Raw genomic sequence first — 19,784 nt, forward strand, 5'->3', positions numbered from 1 at the left:
GGCGGACCTCGCGCGGACTGAACCGGGCGCCATCAGCGATCCGCCGCAAGACTCACAGGAAGATCAGCACAAGGGCGGTGGCCGGCGCGGTCCAGCGCAGTCGACGGCCCGTCAACAGATGAACCGCTCCCAGCAGGGTGCACGAGATCAACGTGGTCACGAATGCTGCAGGTCCGCCCGTGAGCGCCTGCAGCAAACCACCCATGAGCCCGACGACGATCCCACCCACCGGCACGACGGAGGCCCAGCGCGAGGACACAACCGACTCGGTCAGCGCCTGGACGGTGGCCAGAGTCAGCGCCGCCAGAATCGAAAAGCCACAGTGGTAGGCCAGCCAACCGGCGGCGGCCATGACTCCGGCCATCCCGTAGGTCGAGTACAGCCCCTGCCACAGCTGCACGGGCTGCAGGGTCCACTGCCCGATCAACATCGGGGGCAGGATCACGGCACACAGGACCGCTGACACCCCGAACCACAGGGCTGCGGTCAGGTGCCGGTGGTCCTCGTCCAGGGAGGGCAGAGACTCCGTGTCCTGGAAGACGCCGCGGGAGGTGCTGCTACGCCGCAGGAACAGGAAGATCCTGCGTGACCCGATGATCCAGAGGGCCCCCATTCCGAGCCACGCGAGGGTCTGTGGCCACAGCGTCATCAACCGCCCCGGTGGGCGCACCAGATCCGGGATTCCGGCCAGCGCCAGCTGAAGGGCGGCCAGGACGGCGCACACAGCGAGGGCCGCGAGCAGCGAGGACCGAGAGGGCCCGGGACGGTGCTCCGCGAACGCACCGTCCCGCTCCCCGGAGGGAGTCCCGGACGCACCCCGGGGCCCGTGACCCGGGCCGGGATGGTTGCGATCGCTGAAACCTGCCATGGGGTCAGTCAATCAAGTTTCCGAGGCTCGTGGTGATCAGCGAGCTGCTCACAGCGCTCCCGGTGGGGCGACGACGACGCTCTGTCTCCCCGCAGCGGGTCAGGCGCACACCGCGGCAGGTCGCGGTGGGACGGGGGAGGACCGCATCCCCGCGAGCGTCTTCTCTGCGTCCGGGAAGTCGAGACATTGAGTCCAGTGTCACGTCGGCGCGCCCAGTCCGTTAACCTTGCATCCGAGAGGAGTGCGTCCGCCGTGCCCAACGAGTACGACGGCGTACCGCGGTGCGGGTGACCGCCCCGCGGTCGGCTCTTCCGGAACGCGGTCGTCGACGTTCACACACGGCGGCCAACGACACTTCGACGAAGAAGGACTCTCACCCGTGGACCTGTTCGAATACCAGGCACGCGACCTCTTTGAGAAGCACGGCGTCCCCGTGCTCCAGGGTTACGTGGCCACCACTGCAGAAGAAGCAAAGGCAGCCGCAGAGAAGATCGGCGGGGTCACCGTCGTCAAGGCACAGGTGAAGGTGGGCGGCCGCGGTAAGGCCGGCGGCGTGAAGGTCGCCAAGACCGCTGACGAGGCCTACGAGTACGCCCAGCAGATCTTGGGCATGGACATCAAGGGCCACACGGTCCACCGCGTGATGATCGCCCAGGGCGCTGACATCGCCGAGGAGTACTACTTCTCCGTGCTCCTGGACCGCGCCAACCGCTCCTACCTGGCCATGTGCTCGGTCGAAGGCGGCATGGAGATCGAGCAGCTGGCCGTCGAGCGCCCCGAGGCGCTGGCCCGCGTGGAGGTCGATCCCATCGCCGGGATCACCGAGGAGAAGGCGCGCGAGATCGTCGCCCAGGCCAACTTCGACGCCGAAACGGGCGAGAAGGTCGTCCCCGTGCTGGTCAAGCTCGGCGAGGTCTACGACAAGGAAGACGCCACCCTGGTGGAGGTCAACCCGCTGGTCAAGACCGGCGACGGCCAGATCCTGGCCCTGGACGGCAAGGTCTCCCTGGACGAGAACGCCGACTTCCGTCAGCCCGAGCACGCCGACCTGGTCGACAAGGCCGCGGAGAACCCGCTCGAGGCCAAGGCCAAGGAGAAGGACCTCAACTACGTCAAGCTCGACGGCCAGGTGGGCATCATCGGCAACGGTGCCGGTCTGGTCATGTCCACCCTGGACGTCGTCGCCTACGCCGGTGAGGCGCACGGCGGCGTGAAGCCCGCGAACTTCCTGGACATCGGGGGCGGCGCCTCCGCCGAGGTCATGGCCGACGGCCTGGACGTCATCCTGGGGGACGAGGACGTCAAGTCCGTGTTCGTCAACGTGTTCGGTGGCATCACCGCATGTGACGCCGTGGCCAACGGCATCGTGAAGGCCCTGGAGATCCTGGGTGACTCCGCCACCAAGCCGCTGGTCGTGCGCCTGGACGGCAACAACGTGGAGGAAGGCCGACGCATCCTGGCAGAAGCCAACCACCCGCTGGTCACCTCCGTGGACACCATGGACGGTGGCGCGGACAAGGCCGCCGAACTGGCCGCAGCAGCCAACTGATCCCGCCGCAGCTTAGAGACGAAGCAGAGGAAACACTCATGTCCATTTTCTTGAACAAGGACTCCAAGGTCATCGTTCAGGGCATCACCGGCGGCGAGGGAACCAAGCACACCGCCCGGATGCTCGCAGCAGGTACCCAGGTGCTCGGCGGCGTCAACGCCCGCAAGGCTGGCACCACCGTGGCGCACAAGGACAAGGACGGCAACGACGTCGAACTGCCCGTGTTCGGTTCGGTCTCCGAGGCCGTTCAGCAGACCGGCGCCAACGCGTCGATCGTGTTCGTTCCGCCGAAGTTCTGCAAGGACGCGGTGATCGAGGCCATCGATGCAGAGGTCCCGCTGGTCGTCGTGATCACCGAGGGCATCCCGGTGCAGGACTCCGCCGAGTTCTGGGCCTACTCCAAGTCCAAGACCGGTGCGGACGGCAAGCCCAAGACCCGCATCATCGGCCCGAACTGCCCCGGCATCATCTCCCCGGAGGAGTCCCTGCTGGGCATCACCCCCGCCAACATCACGGGCAAGGGCAAGCTGGGCCTGGTGTCCAAGTCCGGTACCCTGACCTACCAGATGATGTTCGAGCTGCGTGATCTGGGCTTCACCACGGCCATCGGCATCGGCGGTGACCCGGTCATCGGCACCACCCACATCGACGCCCTGGAGGCCTTCGAGGCGGACCCCGAGACCGAGGGCATCGTCATGATCGGCGAGATCGGTGGCGACGCCGAGGAGCGGGCCGCTGACTACATCAAGGCCAACGTGACCAAGCCGGTCGTCGGCTACGTGGCCGGCTTTACCGCCCCGGAGGGCAAGACCATGGGCCACGCCGGCGCCATCGTCTCCGGCTCCTCCGGAACCGCCCAGGCCAAGAAGGAGGCCCTCGAGGCCGCCGGTGTGAAGGTCGGCAAGACCCCCACCGAAACCGCTGACCTCATGCGAGAGCTCATGGCACAGCGCTGATCTTCAGCCCACTCGGGTGTCGCTCGGCGCGCTACCGACGACGACGGCCCGTGCATCCCTCGATGGGGTGCGCGGGCCGTCGTCGTTCATGGTTTGAGCGGGGTTGTCGGCTTGACCAGAGTGAAGTGAAGGGGAGGGCTGACGGTCGCGGGAACGGATGCTCAAGATGCACCCAGCGCGGGGAGAGATGCGCCTCCAGAATTGGAAGAGATCCCGCGACCGTCAACAGACGCTGTGCGTCTCAGCAAGGGCAACCGTGGGCTGTCCGGTTGGGTACGTCACGGGGCTCGAAACGCAGCACCCCCCAGTGCTCGCGAAACGGCGTGATCCGTGGCGTCCCCTGCTGCCGTGTGACTCGTGAGCCACAGGGCCCATGGTATCGACTCTTTGGCGGCCGGGTGAACGACAGCCCTCAGGAATTCACGGGTGACCTGCTGTTACGCACGGTGTGTTTGATGTCACTTCAACAACACGTGATTCTAGGCCACCGAGGTGTTGAAGATCAGGCCCAATCCGTACGTCGCGATCGCCGCGCCGTAGCCGATGGCCAGCTGGCGGAGGCCGCGAGCCAGCGGAGAGGCCCCGGAGAGCAGCCCGACCAGCCCGCCAGTGATCAGCAGGGCAACCCCGACCAGGGCCATGGCCACGACCATGGCCCAGATACCGCTCATGCCGATGAGGTACGGAAGGATCGGGATGACGGCACCCGAGGCGAAGAAGCAGAAGCTCGAAGCCGCGGCTCCCAGGTCGGTACCCAGGGCCACGTGCTCGCCCGGGCCTTCTTCGTCCTCGGGTGCCGGATCCTTGAAGGACAATGACGGGTCGCAGTCACAGTCCAGGTGGCCCAGCCGTTCCTGCGCCCGGTGGGCGGCGGCCTCCGGCGACATCCCGCGGGCCTTGTAGATCAACTCGAGCTCATTGGCATCCAGATCGAGATCCGGCGCGACGGCCAGGGTCACTTGCGTGGGCGAGGAGGCCTCGAGCAGTTCACGCTGGGAGCGCACCGAGACGAACTCGCCGGCACCCATCGACAGCGCACCGGCCAGGAGACCGGCAATGCCCGTGAACAAGACCATGGTCGGGGCCATCCCCGTGGCCCCCGCGCCCATGACCAGAGCGAGGTTGGAGACCAGGCCGTCGTTGGCGCCGAAGACGGCGGCTCGGAAGTTACCCGAGAGCCGCTGCCGGCCGTCGTTGGCCAGGGCGCGAACGATCTCTTCGTGAACGGCCTCGTCCGCGGCCATGGCGGGAGGTGCGTCGGCGTCGCCGTCGTAGGGGGAGCGGGATTCGGCGCGCTGCAGCAGCGCCAGGACGAAGACGGACCCGAAGTGCTCGGCGAGGAACATGAGGACCCGCGAACTGAGCGACGGGCCGACGGTGCGCTCGGCGTGCGGGCCGAGTTTGGTCTCCCAGTGCTGGGAATGGCGCCCTTCGGCGGCAGCGACCTGGAGGAGGATCTCCTGCTGCCGACCGGTGCTGGATTCACCCAGGCGGCGGTAGATCTCGGCCTCGGCGCGTTCGTCGGCGAGGTACTTGCGCCACCGGCGGATCTGGGCGGGAGTGGGCTCGACGGAGCCGTGGGCGGGCGCGATGGGTTGTTGAGCCATGGAGGAGTCCTTGTCTTCGCGGGAGGTCAGGTCCCGTGATCATCGATGGGATGCGGCACGCGCTGCCGATTCGAAGGTCTCGCTCGCCCGTCTCCGGGTGACCAGCCGGGACTCCTCCAAGAGATCCGGTGTGTCGACTGGCCGCTGCGCCACACCGGTTACCCGGCGGCTGCGTGGAACTACTCCCCTTCGAGCCCGAAAGTTTACGGCAAGTGCCCACCACACGCATCGTGGCCTTGGTTACGTGCCGCATCCGCAGTGGGATGCCGCCGGGTTCACCGCCCGTGCAGAGGAATGACCTCGCCGCGCGTGGGGCGATCTGTAACGCTCAACGATTCCTGACCGACGTTCGTGGCAGACACCGGGTCGAAGCCGCCCAGTCCGTCCGGCGACGTACCCCACCGGAACCGGTAGGGGTCCTCGCACAGTCGGCCGAATCGCAGACCGTCGATCATGCGCTCGGCGGCGGTCACGGGGTCCAACGGGCCGGCGGTCCAGGGGCGGTCCCAGCTCGCGGGTTCCTCCCAGTCGCCTTCGTCGAAATAGGCCTCGTCAAGGGGCCAGGACGTGGCCGGGACGGTGACAGTGGTCGACAGCGCACAGGTCAGGCCTTCAGGGCCGCTGCCGGCCCAGGCCGAAGGTGAATTGCCGCGTATGGGTCGGTCGTACTTGAGCACGAGCTGGCTCTTCCACGGCAGTTCCGCGAGGTCCTGGGCGATCAGGTCGCGCAGTTCGTCCCAGACGGACTCCGGGATCTGCTCGGTGGGTACGTACGGGGTGATCAGTCCGATGCCGGGGTCATCCAGCCGCTGGATCTCCTGAGCCGCATCCGGTGCCGCGTTGCGTCCGGTCGCGTCCACCTCCGTTCCGTGGCGCGAGGGCACTTCCAGTCCCAGGGAGGTGAGAGCGCTGTTCCACAGGCCGTTCCCCAGGCGGTAGGCGACTTCCGGCCAGGGCGCGGGCCAGGCGGGGGCCTCTTCCAGCCCTACCTGTCGGCCGAGTTCGGTGCGCATGCGCTCGTAGTCGTTCGGGGCCAGGGCGTACTTGCACCCGTCGGCCTGCGAGCGGCGCAGAGCCGCCACACGACCGAGGATGCGGCGGGTGGTGTCCCCGGAGGGGTCGAAAGCCGAGAACAACTGCTCGACGGCAGCGAACGTGGTTTCGTCCAGGGTGCAGGCTGCTTCGGCATCCGGTTCCAAACCCGCGATGCGCGCCACCGTCAGTTCCACGCCCACCCGGATCTGCGTCTCGGTGTAGAACGCGGTCATGGCCGCGGCCTCGTCCGCCGTGTACTTGGGGGAGAGCTGCACCAGAAGCTGATCGAGCAGTGCCGAGGACTCGTGGGGGTGCAGCAACAGGAAGCGGCGTCGAATCTGATCGGGCCGCAGCCCGCGATCGAGCATGTCGGCAACCAGTGCGCCGTGCCGATCTTCGAAGCGCGGGAGGCCGGTGGGTACCGTGTACACGTCCGGGACACCTCCTGGGGGATCGAGACTTCACGCTATTGCACCGCGGGGCGGAATTCACGTGCCAGAGCAACAGCGGCTGAAACCGGGGGGAAACGGCGCCAATGTGACGACGCCAAAAAGTTGACGTGTCATCATGCGCCCGAAGTTACCGGTTCGTCAAGATGTTTCAGCGCTCGAAAAGGGCCAGTACGTCCTGCTCGGTGAGGGCCGAGGAGAACGTGCCGTCGTCGTCCATGACCTGGTCGAACAACTGTGCCTTGCGCTCCTTGAGCTCCATGACCTTTTCCTCGATGGTCCCCGCAGCCACCATGCGGTAGACCATCACTTTCCGCTCCTGGCCGATGCGGTGGGCGCGGTCCACGGCCTGGTTCTCGGCCATCGGGTTCCACCACGGGTCCAGGAGGAAGCAGTAGTCGGCCTCGGTGAGGTTCAGGCCGGTCCCGCCGGCCTTGAGGGAGATCAGGAAGATCTTGGTCCGCCCGTCGCGGAACCGTTCGATGGCCCCGGCCCGGTCACGGGTGGCCCCGTCCAGGTACGAATAGGTGATGCCCAGCCGGTCCAACCGCGCCGCGGCGAGTTTCAGGAAGCCGGTGAACTGGGAGAACACCAGCGGTCGGTGGCCCTCCGCGACGATTTCGGGGAGGTGTTCGAACAAGGCCTCCAGCTTGGACGAGTTGGTCTCCAACTCAGGATCGACCAGTGACGGGTCCAGCGCCATGAGTCGCAGCTTGGTCAGGGAACTGAAGACGGTGAACCGGTTGCGGTTGAGCTCGGGCAGCAGCTTGAGGACCTTGGAACGTTCCCTCTGCAGGTGGAGGTCGTAGAGCTTCCGGTGCTCCTCCGTGAGCTGGACGCGCAACGTCTGCTCCAGCTTGGGCGGCAGCTGCAGATCCACGGCGTCCTTGGTCCGGCGCAACATGAAGGGCGCGACACGACGGCGGAGACGTGCCAGGGCGTTGCGGTCGCCCGACACCTCGATCGGACGTTGGTAGTCCTCCACGAACTTCCTGCGTGACGGGAAGAGCCCCGGCGCACTGAGACCCAGCAGCGCCCACAGATCCGTCAACCCGTTCTCCAACGGTGTACCGGTCACGGCGATCGTGCTGCCGGCGCGCAGTTCCCGCGCCACGCGGTGGGCCTGGGTGCGCGGGTTCTTCAGGAACTGCGCCTCGTCCAGGACCACGGCCTCCCATTCGATGTCCCGCCACAGCGCCTCGTCCAGACGCAGTAGCGCATAGGAGGTGACGACGACGTCGTTGTCCGCCGCCAGTGTGCGGGGCTGCTCACCCGATCCCTTCGCGGTGCCTGTGGCGGCCGCAACGCGCAGACCCGGGGCGAACTTCTGGATCTCGCTGACCCAGTTGGGGACCACGGAGGTGGGGGCGACCACCAGGAACGGTTTGGGGGTGTCGGCGTGGTCCTCAAGGGTCCGCAGGAACATGGCGATGACCTGCAAGGTCTTGCCCAGGCCCATGTCATCGGCCAGGATGCCGCCGAGTCCGAGTTCGTGGAGTGCGCACAGCCAGCGATAACCGTCGACCTGGTAGGGCCGCATCTGGGCTTGCAGCCCCGTCGGCAGCGCAACGGGGTCCGTGGGTTCCCGTTCGGCCAGCCGGGTCACGGCCTCCGTCCACGAGCTCACGGCCTCACTGTGGTCGGAGAGTTCCTCCAGGTCCTGCCACAGGCCGAGCTGGTGCTTGGAGATCCGCAGCTGGTCGTTCGGGGCGTCCTGGAGGGAACGGGCCTCACGCAGCAGCTCACGGAGGTGTTCGAAGCGCGGGGCGTCCAGGGCGAACCATGTGCCGTCGGGCAGCATCATGACGTCCTGCCCCTGGGCCAGTGCTTTGAAGACGTCGGCGAACGGCACGTAGAACTCGCCCACGCGCACGGTGACTCCAAGGTCGAACCAGTCGCGGTGGTCACTGGGCAGCGTGGAGACCGTGATCTCCGGTGGTTCCTGGGACGGCTTGTAGGCCGGGGCCGTTCCCCGGGTCTCGATGCGAAGGTCGTGGACCTTCTCCAGTTCAGGAAGCCAGTCCCGGATGAGGACCACGGCGTCGTAACCCACATAGGCGGAGCGGCGGAATTCGAGGTCGGGGATCCGGCGGGTGACGGCCTTGGTCATGGCCGTCTCCCAGGTGGACTCGCGTTTGACGGGCTCTGTGCCCAAGGGATCGGCGGGGCGGAAGGGGAGACGGACACGCTGGCCGCCCTGGCTGTACTCCCATTCCCACTCCAACCGGACCGTGAGGTCGTCGTGGGTCACGGTCAGGACCATCTCGGGGGAGGCCACTTCCGGGAGCTCGATCGACCCGTCGTCGTTCGTCAGACCGATGCGCTGATGAAGGCGCGGGAACCACCGGTCCAGGAACTCCTGGATCTCATCGCGCGGCACGGTGACTTCCCGGGCCGATTCCAGGAACTGGCGCTGTTCGCGCGTCAGTCGTGTGCCCAACGGCACCAGCGTCAGCGGGAAGGCACTGAGGTCCTCGGCCCGCCTCACGTCCTCCGGATCGGCGTCCGGGAAGAACAGTCCGTGGCCGGGTGCCCCCACGATCCCGGCTGCGTCCAGGGGAAGGTGCCGGCGGTCGTCACCGTTGCCCAGGACCACCTCAGGGCGCAGCACCAGGTTCTCCTGGTCGTCGTGGACCAGGTCGATCTGGAACCGTCCCGGGCCCGCCACGGTCACGGGCCGTTCGTGGTCCTTGCTGACGAACTCGATCTCCAGCTCCGGTGCCCGGCCCAGCAAGGACCACAGAACCGGGGACTCGTAGTGCTCCAGGTAGATCCAGTGCCGGTCGTGGACCACCTGGCGGGAACGGACCGTTGCCAATGCCCGGATCTCGTCGAACCAGTCCGCCTGTTCAGGCGTGAGCAGCCCGGAGACGCCCGCTTCCACCACCTTGTCCCAGTCCAGGCCGCTCCGGATCCAGGTGCCGCGGCGTCCCCGCCGCACCGGGCGCATCCCCAACGAATACGGGGCACCGGCGGTTTCACGGCGCACGCGCCGCAGCGTGGGCAGCTGCAGGTCGAACTCGAGCCCGATCGCGGGCCCTTCGTACTCGAGGTCCTCGACCTCCTGGGCCAGGGCGTCGTCGTCGAACACGGAGGCCAGCGCGCGTTGCCATGACGACGTACGGCGACCCGCGGGGTGTTCGGCGGCAGAAGTGGTCATTCTGGTCATTCTAGGTCGCGGCAATCCACGGCGGAGACCGGCGCGGGCCCGGCCGCTCACACATATACTCATGACCCGTCCCCACCGATCTCAGCGCCCGCGACCCGCGGCCGCCGTGCGCTCGGGACGACGACGTGAAGAGCATGACAGCGGCGTGATCGCCGCAGACGGAGGGCGCAGTGACAGAGACCAATTCGCTTGCTCTCGGCCAACACCGCATCGCGCGCAACGATGCCGAGGCCGAGTACCTCAAGTGGAATGACGCGGTGTGCGCGGCCTTCTTCGGGGAGCACAAGGCAGGGGAACTGGTCTTCCTGGACCTGGACGAGAAGACTCTGGCGCAGATCGGGCAGGATCACGGGCTCGACGGCCCGGCCACTCTGCGGGCCATCGCCGATTCCGTCACGCCCCTGCTGGTTCTCGACGGGTCCCGGACGCCCGTTTTCGAGGCCTTCACGCGCCTGACCACCCTCTGGTACCGGGACTCCCGCCGCCAGCTGGACACCCTGTCCGAACTGGCCCCGCCGCCCGTCGTCGCCCTCCTGGCGCTGTTCGCGCTCGCCGGACGCCACACGTCCCGGCTGGCCTCCCAGACCGGCAACAAGTCCGCCTCCGCGTTCTACCTGCCGCTGGCGGTCCTGCTGCAGGCGGGGCAGGACACCAAGGCCCTGGAAGCCTCTTTCAAGAAGGACACCGAGGCGTACTGGGACGCCCTGCGGTACTGGCTCGAACTGCGTGACGGCGAGGTCGGGCTGCCGGTCGGGGACGCCCTCAACCAGCGCCCCGTGGGACTGGCCCTGTCCCAGACACTGCTGGGGGATTCCGAACGTCGGCAGTTGCACCAGATGTTCTCCGACATGCAGCTCACCACGGCCCAGGGGCTCTCGCCCGAGGAACTGGGCGTGTACGTCGATTTCTGGCTGGACGTGGCCGACACCGACGTGTCCAAGTCGATGCGCCAGATCTGGTCCACGTCCGTGACCCGCTACCCGGGCCTGGAGGTCGCCCGCGCCGAACTCGCGCGGTGGGAGAAGTCCCGCGCGGAGGCCGGCGGCCCCAGCCCCGTGACCCGCTCCGTCTCCAGCAAGCCCGGACAGCACTCGGCCTCCTTGGCACTGGTGGACTCGCAGGACTACATCGGCAACAAGGTCTTTGAGTTCGGACTGGTGGTACCCAAGCGCTTCATGACCGAGCGCGAGGTCGAGCTGGAGACGACGGCCGGGCCCCGCACCCTGTTCCTCTCCTACATCGGCGACGCGTACCTGGGAATCTCCGCCCTGACGGCGCGCATCGAACCGGCCTCCCTGTTGGAGGGCGAACTGCGGCTCTCCGCCGGGGCGCACCGGTTCGACCGGACGGCGCGGCCCGTCGTCGTCTTCGCCAAGGACGCGTTCTCCGACACGTTCATCTCCGTGGACCACATCCCCGCGGCCTGGCCGTGCCGGGTCCTGGTCCGCGACGACGAGGCCATGCTGGCCCAGATGCGTTCGATCCTGGACGACTCGGCCTCCCCGGACTACGCCTTCGTCCCCGCCGGGACCTCCGGTCTGCCGGAGGGCTGGGCGATGTTCGACGACGTCCAGGTCCTGCGGGCGGGCAATCCCGAATTGACCGTCAACGACAACTTCTCCGGTCTGGTCCCGCGTCTGGTGCCCACGGTTCGACTGTCGGGTGGTCTGCGTATCCCCGGTGACGTGGTCCGCTGGTCGGCCCAGCGCCCGCCGCAGATCACCGTGGTCTCGGACACCGACGAGCCCCTGACCCTGGACGTCGAGTGGCGGCACCCGGAGACCTTCCGCCTGCAGCGCCACAAACTGGCCGAGGGGCTGGTGCCGCCGTTCCAGATCTCCACGGACGGGACCCCCATGGCCAGCGCCACGGGCGGGCTCAAGCCCAACGACTACGTCCTGGTGCTCAAGGCCGGACGCACGGTCAAGCAACGCATGCCGTACTCCGTGCGGGACACGTCGTTCTACATGACCCAGCGCTCCCTGGGATACGAGGGCGAGATGGTGCACACGGACGACGACGCTCTGTGGCCCGTCACCGCCTCCACCGTGACTGAGCTGCCCGACGAATACGTCCAGGGCGCCTTCAACAACCTGGATCCTGTGCAGTTGCCCGAGGACGACGTGGCTGCCGTTGAGCTGCCCACGCTCCCCGGGTGGCATTCCGCCGAAGGTCAACTGTTGGTGGCCCGCGAAAACGTCCTTCCCGCCCATGAAGGCGCGTCCTGCCTGGCTTCCGGCAAGCACCGGATCATCCTCCCGCCCATGGATCCCAAGGCGAAGGCTCCTTGGGTCTTCGGTCGGTGCCGGGACTGCGGGCTCGAGAAGCGGTATCCGGGGCGGCTGACCAAGCTCTCCGCGGTGTCCGAGGTGGGCTCCGTGGAATCGCTCCAGTTCATCGGCCCCGACGAGGGGGAACACCCGACGTCCTGGGGCCCGTTCAAGGACGCCCTGACGTTCCTGGGCGGTGGCAAACGCTCCACGCTGTCGATCGTCGCTCGCCAGCTCGTGGACACCGAACGGTTCGAGGAATGGTTCGTGGGGCACCTCCAGGCCCTGGGGTTCCTGGAGGTCATCCGCGACGAGAACTGGGTGGTGCGCCGCTGGCAGGTGTGCTCCCCGGCGCTCACGCAGCTCGTGGACGGTTCCATCCTGTTGACGGGTGGGTGGACGCCGGACAAGGAAGAGTTGGTCGGGCGTGCTGCCGACTCCCTGGGGGGCGCGTTGGTGACGCTCTCGCCCGAGGACCATTCGTCGTCGTTGGTCCAGGACGTGGACCTGGAAGAACTGCAGGAGGCGCTCCCGGAGGGGCTGTGCGACGTGGTGTACGAGGCGGGTCCGGTCATGCTGGACACCCTGGCGCCGCTGTCCACCGTGGAAGCGGGGCTGGCCCGGACGGAGATGCAGTACAACGGCGTGGCGGAGCTGTTCGCCCCGGCCGATGCCACCTGGCAATCGACCACGGACCGTGAGCAGCCGGGCCTGTACCGCATCAATCACCACCACCGGACCCGATACGTGTTCCGAACCGTCGAAGACGTCGCTTCCGGCCACGGTCGGCGCGTGAGCTCCGGCCTGGGCAAGCACCTGGCCGCCCGCCAGGCCGGCAACCCGCTGGTGTCCTGGGACGAGGACCTGCAGTTGCTGTCGGTGCCGATCGGTGCCGAGCTCCCCGGACTGTACGCCCGGGCGACCGTGCTGTGTTCAGGTGTCCTGCCGACTCGCGTGGACGAGGACTTCTCCCTGAACTACGGCGACGTGTCCGAGGAATTCGCCCGCGTCCTGGTGGCCAAGCTCATGGGGTGAGGCAATACCGCCTTCACCCCGCGGATGGCCGGGGAAGGGGCCGTTCTGACCAGGTCAGAACGGCCCCTTCCCAATCCAGGTCTGTCAGTGGGCAAGGCGGCCGGTCGTGCGACCAGCAGATCATGCCGATGAAGCCCCGCGCCGCGTCGTCGTCGGGGCCACGGCCTGATGCGGGTGGGCTGTCCCGGGTTGCAACTCCGCCACCATGGCTGCCGCGAGGTCGGCCCGCGCCGTCCATCCCTGGCTTGGGGCTTCGGCGTCCAGTCGGTAGGCAGATGGTGCGGGCGCGTTGAAGAGTCGGCCGGGGCGCATCACCGTCCACTCGATGTCCGGTTCGTCCCGAAGGGCTTCCTCCATGCGGCGCATGTCCGCGTACAACGTCCGGCCCACGACGTTGCGCAGCAGGGGGAACAGCGCGGTGTTGGCAAACCAGTTCATTTTCGGGGGTTCGTAGGTCAAGCCCGAACTGACCACGACCAAGCGGCGACCCGTACCCGCCCGGCGCATCGCCTCCACGATGTGCTGCGTGCCGGATGAATACACGGTCACCGCCGACCGTTGGTAGGCGCAACCCAGGGTGGAGAGCACGGCGTCCGCACCGGTGACGGCGTTTTCGACGCCGGTGCCGGTGACAGCGTCAGCTCGCACCTGGACAAGGCGGTCGCTTCCGGGCAGTGGTAAGGGATCGTCACGCCGCGACACGGCCCGGACGCGGTGCCCAGCGGCCAGGGCCGTGAGGCAAACCAGCAATCCGGTCGGTCCCGCCGCGCCGAATACGGTGACGGTCTGAGGACTCTTCAGAGGTGCACCCACGGGTCAAAGGTAGTCAGGATTCCCTCATGGGTGCCAGATCTCAGAACGCCGTCTTGGACCGCATTCTGTCGCCGCGACCGGTGAGGATCCAGACCTTCTCGTAGTGGGCAATCAGCTGATCTCCTATGGCTGACCAGGTGCGATTCTCCACGGTGGCGCGGGCGGCCGTGGCGAAGGCCGTTCGCTTCGTGGTGTCACCCAACAAGTCTTCGACATTCGCCCGCAGCTGACCGAGATTGCCCGGCTCGTACAGCCAACCATTACGGGATTGATCGACCAGGTCCACGGGACCGCCTCGACCCGTGGCAACCACCGGAACGCCGGAGGCCATGGCCTCCTGGATGGTTTGGCCGAAGGTCTCGAATTCCCCTGGGTGCACGAAGACATCGAAGGAGGCCATGGACCTGGCCAGTTCCTCACCGGTTTGAAAACCCGCGAAATACGCGTTGGGCAGGTGTTTCTCGAGTGCTTCGCGGTCAGGCCCGGACCCCACGACCACCAGCCGGGCGCCCGGAATGGAGTCCAGGACCCGCAGGTCCTCGACCTGTTTCTCGGGAGCCAGCCGACCGACGTAACCGATGAGCAGATCGTCACCCGCCGCTCGTCGTCGCCAGTGTTCGTCGCGCTTGGCGGGGTCGAACCGTGCGGCATCGACGCCGCGGCGCCACATGTGGATGCGCTCGACGCCGTGGCGGCTCAGCTGGTCGATGGCCACGGTGGACGGAGCGAGGGTGAGGGTGGCCAGGTTGTGCATGGTGCTCACGTGCTGCCACAGGACGTCTTCCAGGAACGGGGCCCCGTAGCGAGCGGCGTAACCCGGCACCTCCGTCTGGTAGACGGCCACGGAAGGCAGCGACATCTGATGGGCGGCCTGGATCGCCCGCCACCCCAGCACGAACGGCGAGGCGACGTGAACGACGTCGGGCCCGAAGCGTGTGAGGATCTTGCGCAGCCGCTGCACGCTGCCCCCGGCGACGCGGACCTCCGGGTAGCGGGCCAGCGGGAAGGCCGGAAGGCGATGCACGGGGACGCCTGTGAGGTTCGGGGCGCCTGCCGCCGGCCCGTCCATGTGTTCGACGGTGGGGATGAGCTGAAGTGGGTCGGCCGCGGGAGCGACGACCATCACCTCATGTCCTCGGTTCCGGAGATGTTCGAGAACGCGGATGACCGAATGGGTCACGCCGTTCATGTGGGGGAGGAACTGTTCGGCGATCACGGCAACTCTCACAAGTGCAACTGTCGCCGCTGCACCTCACGCCCTACCCACCCGCGTGTGGCATCGGGATGAAAGAACCGTGAACAAGTCCACGTCGCGCAGGCCCCGGTCGGCCGGGGCCCGGACGGTCAACCGTGCGACCATAGAGGCGATGTCGAACACCGCGCCCGCTTCCCCTGAAACCGCCGCCCGCACCCCACGCACTCGTGGAGAGGCAGAGCGGAAACCCCACGTCGCGTGGGGGAAAGGCGTGGTTCCGGGTGTGATGATCGCGCTCGGGGCCTTGGCCGTGGTGGAACTCGTGGTCATGCTGTCGGTGGTTGCCGGGGGATTCGCCGACCTGGGCTGGATCCCGGGCCTCGGCCTGGGCGGGCAACTCTGGTTGCTCTCGCTGGGCGTCCCGCTGGACGTTTCCGTCGCACCGCTGGAGGGTGCCGGGCCGGTGGCTCAAACAGTGACGTTGGCACCGCTCGGACTCAGCCTGCTCACGGCGTCGATGGCTTTCCTGGCGGGGGCCCGGATGGCCCGCCGGGCACTGTCCGGTGCCGGACTGGCGGGGGTCGTGCTCACGACGGCGGTCGTGCACGCGGTGGTGGCCGCCCTGGTGGCTGCCGCGACGACGTCCGGTGCGTCCGCGGCGTCGCCGTGGAGCGCCCTGGCTTTCGGGGGCCTGATCGTCCTGGCCTCCACGGCCGCGGGCGCGCTGGTCGCCGGCGGTACGCCCGCCGCACTGGTCGGTGCCCGCGCCGTGGACATGGCACGCCAAGCCGGACAGGACATGCGGTGGGCCGGTTCCTACCTGTGGGCGGTGCTCCGAGCCGCCTGGGTTGCGATCGTGGCCGCCGTGGCAGTCGGAGCATTGGTCCTGGCGTTCGCACTCACGCTCGGATGGCAGCAGGTGATCGCGATCCAGCAGCAGCTCGGTTCGGACGCCGCCGGGGACACCGTGTTCGCGATTCTGCACGTGGCCCTGCTGCCGAACTTCCTGGTGTGGGCCCTGTCCTGGGCGTCGGGCGCAGGGTTCTACCTGGGCGAGGGATCGCTGGTGTCTCTGGCCGGCACCAACGCGGAGACCATTCCTCTCCTGCCGGTTCTGGGCGCCCTCCCGCCCCAGGACGCTCCGACGCTGCTGTCCGCGGCACCCGTCCTGGTGGTGCTCTGCGGGCTGCTGGCCGGATGGTGGTTCGTCCGGGAGGGCGAGAACCACCTGGGTGAATGGATTGCCATCCGGATCCCGTGGCGCGTGGTCTCGGCTCCCGTGGTCGTGGTGGTCTCGGGGCTGGCCATCGGTGCTGCGACCGCCGTGTTCACAGCCGTGTTGGCCGCTCTGGCCTCGGGCTCGCTCGGCCTGGGGCGGCTGAGCCTGGTGGGACCGCAGACCTGGGAGACGGCACTGACCGTAGGACTCGAGGTGGCCATCGGCGCCGCCGTCGGGGTCGCGGTGGCTCCGTGGGTCGAACAGGGACGGTCCGTTCCGGGCGCGGTGCCTAGCTCGGCGCCGTCCACGGCCAGGCCCGAGGCCACTGCCAGCCCAGTGCCATCCGCGCGGCCCGTGTCGCCCGCGGTGCCTGACCGGGCTGACCGCGCTGACCGGACCGAGGCGGAGGAGAGCCTGGCCGGTGCGGGGCAGTTGGGCGAGGGCCTGGAAAAGGCCCACGGCGGTTCGACGGCGGCCGGTGCGGTCAAGACCAAGGTCTCGCGCGGAGCCAAGGAACGTGACCGGGAGGCCAAGCGCCGGGAGGACATCGCCCGCAAGCAGCAGGCGCAAAGCCTCCAGGCCGACCGGAAGGCCCAGAAGCGCTACGCCGCAGCGGAGAAACGTCGGGCGCGGCGCAAGGCGGCACGCGACCGCTGACCACGGCCTGGCAGGGAACAGCGGGCCAAGACAAGATCGGTCAAGAAACGACCGGTCAGGAATCGGTCATTCGAGCCCCGGGAGCAGGATGCCCTGGAGGTTGTCCTCCATCTTCTGCTGACACCCGGCCTGCCCGGAGATGGTGACCGAATCCGTCATGCACCGCTCGTAGGTGGACACGGTGTCCCAGAACGCCAGGCGTACGCCGCCGGTCACCAGCCCGAAGCCGGCCACAGCCATGGCCACCAGGGCCGAGAACACGATCACGGCGCGTCGTTCGGCCACCCGCAAGCGCACCAGGGCCACGACGGCGAAGAAGATCCCGGCAACCCCGGCGACCAGACCCGCAACGGTCATCCACAACGGGCCGCTGGTCATGAACATGGACGCACCCGCGGCGAAAAGGGCCAACAGGGCCGTGTTGAGCGGCCGACGTGACGGGCCGCCGTCGGGCCCGCCCTGTCCCGATTCCTGACCCGACCCGTCCGTGGTCTGGGGGTCGGGTGCCTCCGGTCGACGGGCCGGGCTGGACGGGGGCCTGGAGGGAGCGGAACTCATGCGTCCACTGTAGGCGGTTCCACGCGGCGGCCCCGGGGGCGCTCGCGGGGCCGGAGGTTAGGATCGCCCCATGCGCATCGTTGCTCTCGTCTCCGGATCCGGTACCACTTTGCAAGCAGTCCTGGACGCCGTGGCAGAAGGGCGCATCGACGCGAACGTCGTCGCCGTCGGAGCTGACAAGGACTGTCACGGGCTCGAACGCGCCCAAGGGGCAGGGGCCGACACCTTCCTCGTGGAACCGTCCGCGTATCCGGACCGGCCGGCCTGGAACCGGGCCCTCCAGCAAGCCGTTGAGCGCCATGAACCCGACCTGGTCCTGCTGGCGGGATTCATGCGAATCCTGGACGAGGAGTTCGTGACCGCGTTCGCCCCCGCACTGATCAACACCCACCCCGCGCTGCTCCCGTCCTTCCCCGGCGCCCACGGAGTCCGCGACGCCCTGGCCCACGGGGTGAAGATCACCGGGGCCACGGTCCACAGGGTGACTGCTGCGGTCGACTCGGGACAGATCCTGGGGCAGGTCGCGGTGCCCGTCCTGGCCGACGACGACGAGGCGACCCTGCACGAACGCATCAAGACGGCTGAACGTGACCTCTTCGTGGACGTCGTGGCCGAGCTGTGCGCGGACGCCGACACACAATGACTCGTTCCCTGCCCGTCGTAGACTGACGTCGGTCCGCGGCGCAAGCCCTCGGACCGACCGTGCACCAACGGCCCACATCCGCACCGAACGCCAACCTCGGGAGCTGCATCACGTGACGAACGACCAGGTCCGAGCACCGATCAAACGAGCTTTGATCTCCGTCTACGACAAGACCGGATTGGAGGAACTGGCTGCCGGACTGCACCGCGAGGGCGTCTCGATCGTCTCCACCGGCTCCACGGCCAAGCGCATCGCCGATTCGGGTGTCCCCGTCACGGAGGTCGCCGACCTGACCGGCTTCCCCGAATGCCTGGAAGGCCGGGTCAAGACCCTCCACCCGCGCGTCCACGCCGGCATTCTGGCGGACCGCCGCAAGGAGGATCACGTCACCCAGCTGGCCGACCTGGGGGTCGCGCCCTTCGACCTGGTGGTGGTCAACCTGTACCCGTTCGTGGACACGGTCAAGTCCGGCGCCGGGCAGGACGCCGTGATCGAACAGATCGACATCGGCGGCCCCTCCATGGTCCGCGCGGCGGCCAAGAACCACCCGTCCGTCGCCGTCGTCGTGGACCCCGCTCGCTACGACGACGTCATCCGGGCCACCCGCGACGGCGGATTCGACCTCGCGGCGCGTCGCCGTCTGGCAGCGGCCGCCTTCGCGCACACCGCGGCCTACGACACCGCCGTGGCCACCTGGTGCCAGGAGCAGTTCCCTGAGGACACCGGCGAGAACACCGAGAGCCCGGCGCTGACCTTCCCGCCGTACGCGGGACTGGCCTTCGAGCGCGCGGAGACCCTGCGCTACGGCGAGAACCCGCACCAGGGTGCTGCGCTCTACGTGGACCACGCAGCCTCCCCGGGGATCGCCCAGGCCGAACAGCTGCAGGGCAAGGCCATGTCCTACAACAACTACGTGGACGCGGACGCCGCACTGCGTGCGGTCTACGACTTCACCGAACCCGCCGTCGCAGTGGTCAAGCACAACAACCCGTGCGGCCTGGCCGTGGCCGACCGCGGTGCCGAGGACCCCGTGGCCAACGCCCACCTCAAGGCCCACGCGTGCGACCCGCTCTCCGCCTACGGTGGCGTGATCGCGGTCAACGCGACCGTCACCGCCGGGATGGCCGCGGGTGTCAAGCCCATCTTCACGGAAGTCATCGTGGCCCCCGGGTTCGAGCCGGAAGCCCTCGAGATCCTGAGCTCCAAGAAGAACCTGCGTGTCCTGCAGCTCCCGGAAGGGTTCGACCGGGACCCGCTGGACTACCGGCAGATCTCCGGCGGTGCCCTCATGCAGATCACCGACCGGGTCCAGGCCGACGGCGACGACCCCGCGAACTGGCAACTGGTGGCCGGTGAGGCCGCGGATGAGGCCACGCTGGCTGACCTGGCCTTTGCCTGGACCGCGCTGCGCCCCGTCAAGTCGAACGCGATCCTGCTGGCACAGGACGGTGCCACGGTGGGCATCGGCATGGGGCAGGTCAACCGTGTGGACTCCTGCCGTCTGGCGATCGAGCGGGCCAACACGCTCGCCGAGGACGGCAAGCTGCGCGCCCAGGGTGCCGTGGCGGCATCGGATGCGTTCTTCCCGTTCGCCGACGGTCTCCAGGTCCTCCTGGAAGCCGGGGTCCGCGCCGTGGTGCAGCCCGGCGGCTCGATTCGCGACGACGAGGTGGTGGCCGCAGCCCAGGAGGCCGGGGTGACGATGTACTTCACGGGAGCCCGCCACTTCTTCCACTGATGCCCATGAGGCTCGTGCAACCG

The 19,784-nt window shown here is 68.2% G+C and carries 13 protein-coding genes; 6 read left to right on the top strand and 7 right to left on the bottom strand.

What is annotated here, in order from left to right; genetic code table 11:
• Positions 1–52: 52 nt before the first annotated feature.
• Positions 53–868, bottom strand: coding sequence for a hypothetical protein (locus GWK18_RS06575; RefSeq protein ID WP_166834023.1), 816 nt, complete (start codon positions 866–868; stop codon positions 53–55).
• Between the two features lie 379 nt (positions 869–1,247).
• Between GWK18_RS06575 and sucC the strand changes: the two genes are divergently transcribed.
• Both sucC and sucD read left to right on the top strand, forming a co-directional pair.
• Positions 1,248–2,417: an ADP-forming succinate--CoA ligase subunit beta gene (sucC, locus tag GWK18_RS06580; RefSeq protein WP_123826580.1), complete on the top strand. Its 1,170-nt coding sequence runs from the start codon at positions 1,248–1,250 to the stop codon at positions 2,415–2,417.
• Between the two features lie 38 nt (positions 2,418–2,455).
• Positions 2,456–3,373: a succinate--CoA ligase subunit alpha gene (sucD, locus tag GWK18_RS06585; RefSeq protein WP_123826579.1), complete on the top strand. Its 918-nt coding sequence runs from the start codon at positions 2,456–2,458 to the stop codon at positions 3,371–3,373.
• A gap of 479 nt (positions 3,374–3,852) precedes the next feature.
• Here the strand turns inward: sucD and GWK18_RS06590 are convergent, their stop codons facing one another.
• The 3 genes from GWK18_RS06590 to GWK18_RS06600 all read right to left on the bottom strand — a co-directional run bounded on the left by GWK18_RS06590 (position 3,853) and on the right by GWK18_RS06600 (position 9,624).
• Positions 3,853–4,980 (bottom strand): VIT1/CCC1 transporter family protein, encoded by a 1,128-nt coding sequence (locus tag GWK18_RS06590; RefSeq protein WP_166834025.1) that lies wholly within the window; start codon positions 4,978–4,980, stop codon positions 3,853–3,855.
• Between the two features lie 275 nt (positions 4,981–5,255).
• Positions 5,256–6,446 carry a hypothetical protein gene (locus tag GWK18_RS06595; RefSeq protein ID WP_166834027.1) on the bottom strand — a complete coding sequence of 397 codons (1,191 nt, stop codon included), beginning with the start codon at positions 6,444–6,446 and terminating at the stop codon, positions 5,256–5,258.
• A 169-nt stretch (positions 6,447–6,615) separates the two neighbouring features.
• Positions 6,616–9,624 carry a DEAD/DEAH box helicase gene (locus GWK18_RS06600; protein WP_166834029.1) on the bottom strand — a complete coding sequence of 1,003 codons (3,009 nt, stop codon included), beginning with the start codon at positions 9,622–9,624 and terminating at the stop codon, positions 6,616–6,618.
• 179 nt (positions 9,625–9,803) lie between these two features.
• Here GWK18_RS06600 and GWK18_RS06605 point away from each other — a divergent pair, with 179 nt between their 5' ends.
• Positions 9,804–12,938, top strand: coding sequence for a hypothetical protein (locus tag GWK18_RS06605; protein WP_166834031.1), 3,135 nt, complete (start codon positions 9,804–9,806; stop codon positions 12,936–12,938).
• Positions 12,939–13,058: 120 nt separating this feature from the next.
• Here GWK18_RS06605 and GWK18_RS06610 read toward each other — a convergent pair whose 3' ends face one another.
• Together GWK18_RS06610 and GWK18_RS06615 are read right to left on the bottom strand one after the other, a co-directional pair.
• Entirely contained in the window at positions 13,059–13,751 is a 693-nt protein-coding gene (locus GWK18_RS06610) for an NAD(P)H-binding protein (RefSeq protein ID WP_166834033.1), read from the bottom strand.
• A gap of 40 nt (positions 13,752–13,791) precedes the next feature.
• On the bottom strand, positions 13,792–14,979 hold the full coding sequence (locus tag GWK18_RS06615; protein ID WP_166834035.1) for a glycosyltransferase family 1 protein: 1,188 nt from the start codon (positions 14,977–14,979) through the stop codon (positions 13,792–13,794).
• Between the two features lie 238 nt (positions 14,980–15,217).
• On the opposite strand from GWK18_RS06615, the gene GWK18_RS06620 reads away from it, so the two are divergent.
• Positions 15,218–16,822 carry a DUF6350 family protein gene (locus GWK18_RS06620; RefSeq protein ID WP_166834037.1) on the top strand — a complete coding sequence of 535 codons (1,605 nt, stop codon included), beginning with the start codon at positions 15,218–15,220 and terminating at the stop codon, positions 16,820–16,822.
• Positions 16,823–16,888: 66 nt separating this feature from the next.
• Here the strand turns inward: GWK18_RS06620 and GWK18_RS06625 are convergent, their stop codons facing one another.
• Complete coding sequence (locus tag GWK18_RS06625) at positions 16,889–17,380, bottom strand: hypothetical protein (RefSeq protein WP_166834039.1); 492 nt, start codon at positions 17,378–17,380, stop codon at positions 16,889–16,891.
• A gap of 70 nt (positions 17,381–17,450) precedes the next feature.
• Here GWK18_RS06625 and purN point away from each other — a divergent pair, with 70 nt between their 5' ends.
• A complete protein-coding gene (gene purN / locus GWK18_RS06630; RefSeq protein WP_166834041.1) occupies positions 17,451–18,023 on the top strand; it encodes a phosphoribosylglycinamide formyltransferase in 573 nt (190 codons plus the stop codon).
• A gap of 112 nt (positions 18,024–18,135) precedes the next feature.
• Entirely contained in the window at positions 18,136–19,761 is a 1,626-nt protein-coding gene (gene purH, locus GWK18_RS06635) for a bifunctional phosphoribosylaminoimidazolecarboxamide formyltransferase/IMP cyclohydrolase (protein ID WP_166834043.1), read from the top strand.
• The last annotated feature ends 23 nt before the right edge of the window (positions 19,762–19,784 follow it).

The organism is Kocuria sp. JC486 (assembly GCF_011602805.1).
Classification (GTDB): Bacteria; Actinomycetota; Actinomycetes; order Actinomycetales; family Micrococcaceae; genus Kocuria; species Kocuria soli.

Excerpts from the sequence above, each read along its gene's own strand:
- GWK18_RS06575 (WP_166834023.1), bottom strand. The coding sequence starts at position 868 with ATGGCAGGTTTCAGCGATCGCAACCATCCCGGCCCGGGTCACGGGCCC.
- GWK18_RS06600 (WP_166834029.1), bottom strand. The coding sequence starts at position 9,624 with ATGACCACTTCTGCCGCCGAACACCCCGCGGGTCGCCGTACGTCGTCA.
- GWK18_RS06590 (WP_166834025.1), bottom strand. The coding sequence starts at position 4,980 with ATGGCTCAACAACCCATCGCGCCCGCCCACGGCTCCGTCGAGCCCACT.
- GWK18_RS06625 (WP_166834039.1), bottom strand. The coding sequence starts at position 17,380 with ATGAGTTCCGCTCCCTCCAGGCCCCCGTCCAGCCCGGCCCGTCGACCG.
- sucD (WP_123826579.1), top strand. The coding sequence starts at position 2,456 with ATGTCCATTTTCTTGAACAAGGACTCCAAGGTCATCGTTCAGGGCATC.
- purN (WP_166834041.1), top strand. The coding sequence starts at position 17,451 with ATGCGCATCGTTGCTCTCGTCTCCGGATCCGGTACCACTTTGCAAGCA.